The organism is Synechococcus sp. CCY 9618 (assembly GCF_019038415.1).
Taxonomy (GTDB): domain Bacteria; phylum Cyanobacteriota; class Cyanobacteriia; order PCC-6307; family Cyanobiaceae; genus Cyanobium.
Window position 1 is genome coordinate 1 of sequence record NZ_JAFKRG010000053.1, and the last position, 4,514, is coordinate 4,514.

General features: G+C 74.5%; 5 protein-coding genes. 2 read left to right on the top strand and 3 right to left on the bottom strand.

Going from position 1 to position 4,514, the window contains the following annotated elements; all coding sequences use genetic code 11:
- Window positions 1–90: 90 nt before the first annotated feature.
- Entirely contained in the window at window positions 91–741 is a 651-nt protein-coding gene (locus KUG41_RS14130; protein ID WP_216904858.1) for a riboflavin synthase, read from the bottom strand.
- A 68-nt stretch (window positions 742–809) separates the two neighbouring features.
- Here KUG41_RS14130 and KUG41_RS14135 point away from each other — a divergent pair, with 68 nt between their 5' ends.
- Together KUG41_RS14135 and KUG41_RS14140 are read left to right on the top strand one after the other, a co-directional pair.
- The gene (locus KUG41_RS14135; protein WP_216904859.1) at window positions 810–1,361 is read left to right on the top strand and encodes a bifunctional nuclease family protein; all 552 of its coding nucleotides are present in this window, start codon (window positions 810–812) and stop codon (window positions 1,359–1,361) included.
- 79 nt (window positions 1,362–1,440) lie between these two features.
- Window positions 1,441–2,526, top strand: a complete 1,086-nt coding sequence (locus KUG41_RS14140; protein ID WP_216904862.1) for an aldo/keto reductase — start codon at window positions 1,441–1,443, stop codon at window positions 2,524–2,526.
- Here KUG41_RS14140 and KUG41_RS14145 read toward each other — a convergent pair.
- On the bottom strand, window positions 2,523–3,554 hold the full coding sequence (locus KUG41_RS14145) for a twin-arginine translocation pathway signal (RefSeq protein WP_216904860.1): 1,032 nt from the start codon (window positions 3,552–3,554) through the stop codon (window positions 2,523–2,525). The two genes, KUG41_RS14140 and KUG41_RS14145, sit on opposite strands and share 4 nt — an antisense overlap.
- Window positions 3,555–4,514 (bottom strand): nicotinate-nucleotide--dimethylbenzimidazole phosphoribosyltransferase (locus KUG41_RS14150; protein WP_216904861.1); only part of this gene is annotated, 960 nt, incomplete at its 5' end. It lies immediately after the preceding gene.

Sequence of the window (4,514 nt, forward strand, 5' to 3'; positions counted from 1 at the left end):
GCCGCAGGTGCCATATGGCCCTGGGTGGCCTCACCCCCCAACAGCGGCTAGCTCAGCTGCAGGCATGAACAACCTGGTGGGAAATCACAGCTAGCCCCAGCCGCGCTCCGCCAGCCAGGCGGGGGAGATCGACTCCTCCGTGGGCCTGGCGGCCGGCGCTGCACCCCCCCTGAGCAGCCGCTCGGTGTACTTGGCCAGCAGATCGGCCTCCAGATTCACCCGCTCCCCCACCCGGCGTCCCTGCAGGGTGGTGCCGGTCCAGGTGGTGGGGATGACGGCGATCCAGAAGCGCCCCCCATCGGCCTGGCAACCGGCCACGGTGAGGCTGATGCCGTCCACCGCCACACTGGCCTTCTCACACACGTAACGGCCGTAGGCCGGATCCTCCCAGGCCACCTCCAGACGCCAGGAGCCAGGCTCCCGCTGGATGGCCGTGATCACCCCCAGCCCGTCGACGTGGCCACTCACCAGATGGCCGCCCAGCCGGTCGACCAGGCGCAGGGCCGGCTCGAGATTCACCCAGCTGCCGCTGGCGGCCCCCTGGGCCAGGGTGCTGCGGGCCAGTGTCTCCTCGCTGACATCGGCCCGGAAGCCGTCCGCCAGCAGCTCCGCCACCGTCAGGCAGACCCCATCGACCGCCACGCTGTCCCCGAGGGCCAGGGGACCCAGGTCCGTACGCACCCGGACGCCGGCGGGGCATCGCTCCAGCCTGCCGATGGCCTGCACCAGTCCGGTGAACATCCCCTGCGTGGCTCCACTGGCCATAATCGTTTCACGGGCAGCATCACGTTCGAGGAGCGGACCCGACCATGGTTGAAATGCGAGTCGCCGGGATCGCCCTTGATGCGGCCAGCCGCAGCCCCATCGTGCTGCTCCGTGATCCCTCCAGTCGGCGCCAGGTGCCGATCTGGATCGACCAGTCCCAGGCCCAGAACATTCTCTCCGGCCTCAACCGGGAGAAACCGCCCCGGCCCCTCAGCCACGACCTGATGGCCAGCCTGCTGGAGGCCGGTGGCCTGCGTCTGGAGCGGGTGATCATCCACACCATCGAGGACAACACCTTCCGGGCCGTGCTCAAACTGGCCAGCGGCGGCGACCAGGCCATCGAAGTGGACGCCCGTCCCAGCGATGCCATCGCCCTGGCCCTGCGCACCGACAGCGGCATCTGGATGCTGGAGGAGGTGGTGGCCGATGCCTCCATCCCCGTGGATGCGGAGGCCGACGCCGAGGACCAGGAGGACTTCCGCCGCTTCCTCGATCGCACCAGCCCGGCCGATCTGATCCGCCACATCGGCCGCACCGTCGCCGAAGCCGAGAACGGCCCCGAGGAGCCCCCCGAGGGCAGTGGCCCTGCCGCCTGATCCCCCCCCACCAGTGGATCCGGTCCACCATCGGCCATTCGGCACAGGCCGGCCGGTGTCGGTGTTCACCCTCGGCACCATGCGGGCCCTGGACACACCGGACTGCATGGAGGCGGTGCTGGCCGCCGCGCTGGCCGCCGGGATCAACCACCTGGAAACGGCCCCCGCCTACGGTCCGGCCGAGGTCTTTCTCGGCCGGTCGCTGAGGCGCCTGGAGCAGCGTGATCCGGCGGGTCGGGCCTCGCTGGTGCTCACCAGCAAGATCCTCCCGGGACCCGATCCGGCCGAAGGCCGCGCCCAGCTGAGGGCCTGCCTGGGCAGGCTGGGGGTCGACCGGCTCGACAACCTGGCGGTGCATGGTCTCAACCGGCCGGAGCATCTGGCCTGGGCCGTGGAGGGTCCAGGAGCCGAGCTGCTGGCCTGGGCTCAGGGGGAGGGGCTGGTGGGCCAGGTGGGCTTCAGCAGCCACGGCGACACGTCACTGATCGGGGCGGCCCTGGAGAGCGGCCGCTTCGGGTTCTGCAGCCTGCATCTGCATCTGTTCGACCAGGAACGGCTGCCCCTGGCCCGCGCCGCCCTGGCGGCGGGGATCGGCGTGATGGCCATCTCGCCGGCCGACAAGGGCGGCCGCCTCCAGGCCCCCCCTGCGCAGCTGGAGAGCGACTGCGCCCCCTTCGCGCCCCTGGAGCTGGCCTACCGGTTCCTGCTGGCGGAAGGGATCAGCACCCTCACCCTGGGGGCGGCCCGGCCGGAGGATCTGGACTGGGCCATCCGCCTGGCCGACGCCGGCGGCTCCCCGTCAGCGAACGAGCGGCTGGCGCTGGCGGGCGCCCTGGAGCGACTGGCGGCCGCCGGCAGGGAACGGCTGGGGCTCGACCGCTGCGGCCAGTGCCGCCAGTGCCTGCCCTGCCCCACCGGTGTGCCCATCCCCGCCCTGCTGCGGCTGCGCAACCTGGCCGTGGGCCATGGCATGGAGCCCTTCGCCCAGGAGCGTTACAACCTGATCGGTCGGGCCGGCCACTGGTGGGAGCAGCGGGATGCCTCCGCCTGCGAACGCTGCGGCGACTGCCTGCCCCGCTGCCCCCTGCAGCTGCCCATCCCCGATCTGCTCGCCGACACCCACCGCCGGCTGGCGGCGCCGCCACGGCGGCGCCTCTGGGGTTAGGCGGCAGGGGCGGCGGGATCGGGGGCGGCCCCATCCCAGAGCCTCTGCAGCTGCCGGCGTTCGGCGGCGGCGAGGGGAGGCTGGCTATAGCAGCGATCCAGCACCGCCTGGGGAGGCAGCAGCAGGGCCGCGCTGGCCGCCGGGAAATCCGCCAGGGCCCGCTGCAGCTGGTCCCGGGGCAGGGGCGGCACCCAGCCGGCCGCCAGCAGGGCCGGCAGCAGGGGGGGCTCCAGGGCCGCCCCCAGCCACTCCAGCGGCGGTTCCGGATGGGGCCCTGCCGGCCGCAGCAGCAGGTTCCAGCTCAGGGGAGCGCCACTCTCGGGCAGCAGCACCTGCAGCCGGGGATCGCGGCGCAGCAGCCCCACCACCCGCTGCCGGGGCAGCACGGCCGCCTCGGCCTCGCCGGTGAGCAGCAGGCTGAGCCCGTCCCGTTCGTCGTAGGCCAGGGCCGCACGCCGCAGACGCCGCAGACGATCCCCATCTCCCCCCACCAGGGCGATCACCACCCGCGGCGAGGAGGGGAGCACCAGCCGGCCCGCCAGGCTGGTGTCGAGCAGTAGATCCCAGCCTTCGGCCCGGCGGCGGGCCAGGTCGGGCCGGCTGCGCAGCACCAGCACCCAGGGGCCGTAGGACCAGGGGAAGGCGAGCCGGGGAGCTGACGCCGGGCCATGGAGACGGGCCAGGGGCGCGGCCATCGGCTCGAGCCGCTCCAGCAGGGCGGGTGTGCCGATGGGCTGCAGGTCGCCGGGGTCGAGTTCGGTGGCCCAGCCGTCGCTGAGCTGCACCAGGCCCGTCAGGGGGGCGGACGCCCGGGCCAGCACCAGGCCAGGATCCTCCACCAGCTCACTGCGCCAGGGCCGGGGCAGGCGGCGGGCCCAGGCGGCGGGCATGTCGCCGCGGCTGGCCAGCAGCAGCGGGTCCCGGCGTTCGCAGCCGGCGAGCAGGGTCAGGGCGGAGGCGGCGCCGAGCTGCAGCAGGGCGCGACGGCCGAGCGCCGGGGCCTGAGGTGGGAGAAGGGGTGCGCCCATCTAGCGGACCGTAGGCGCAGAAGGCCCCAGCAGCCGCCCGCAGGCCTGGTCACAGAGGCGGGCGAGGTCCTCTGCTGAGCGGCCGCTCAGCTGCCAGAGCAGGGCCAGGCCCCCGGCCCCCACTCCCTCCTTGACGTATCCCGCCTCGTAGGCCGCCAGAGCGGGATGAACGGCACCGGTGAAGCGCAGGTCGGCGGCGAAGGCCAGCGGTTCCACCCGCCAGCGGGCGCCGATGCGCCGCAGCAGCAGGGCCAGATCGCTGCCGGCCTCATGGGCCACCCAGGCGGTGGTGCCCAGGGCGGTGCCGGCGGCGATGGCCGGCCGCAGGTCGGGGGGGGCGAGGGCCAGGGCCAGGGCCAGCACCGCCGCCATCTGGCTGCCCCCCGCCAGCAGCACGGGATGCCCGGATGCGGCCGCGGCCAGCACCAGGGCAGCGGCCAGGGGCTGCATCGGATCCCCCAGGGCGGCGGCCACCCGCGGCGGGTCGGCCTCATCGAGGCCCAGCGCCGCCATGCCCTGGCACACCAGAGCCGCCTTGAGGTCATGGTTGGGATGGCGCAGGCTGCCGCTCACCAGCCCGGCCGCCTCCACGCCCAGGCCGGTGAGCACGGCCTGGGCGGTGCTGGTGCCCCCCGGCACGCATTCCGCCACCAGCAGAGGCCGTCCCGGCGGCAGCCGGGCGCCCCAGCGCCGACCCAGGGCCAGCAGGGCCTGCAACCGGGGCGGATCGAGGGCCGCGCCGCCGCTCAGGCAGCGGGCCGGCCCTGCCCCCGCAGGTCCCGGCAGGCGCAGGTGAGGCACCGCCGGCGCCACCGGGCAGCCCAGGTCGACCACCAGGGGATCCAGGCCGAGCTCCCGGAGCACCACGTGGCTGATCAGGGCGGGGGAGACGCCCGCGGGCAGGGGCGGCAGGGCGTGGGGCCGCTCCACCCACGGCCCCAGCAGCAGCAGCTCGGCGTC

What these genes read in the sequence shown, in the direction of transcription:
- KUG41_RS14130 (WP_216904858.1), bottom strand. Translation starts at nt 741, where the DNA reads ATGTTCACCGGACTGGTGCAGGCCATCGGCAGGCTGGAGCGATGCCCC.
- KUG41_RS14135 (WP_216904859.1), top strand. Translation starts at nt 810, where the DNA reads ATGGTTGAAATGCGAGTCGCCGGGATCGCCCTTGATGCGGCCAGCCGC.
- KUG41_RS14140 (WP_216904862.1), top strand. Translation starts at nt 1,441, where the DNA reads ATGCGGGCCCTGGACACACCGGACTGCATGGAGGCGGTGCTGGCCGCC.
- KUG41_RS14145 (WP_216904860.1), bottom strand. Translation starts at nt 3,554, where the DNA reads ATGGGCGCACCCCTTCTCCCACCTCAGGCCCCGGCGCTCGGCCGTCGC.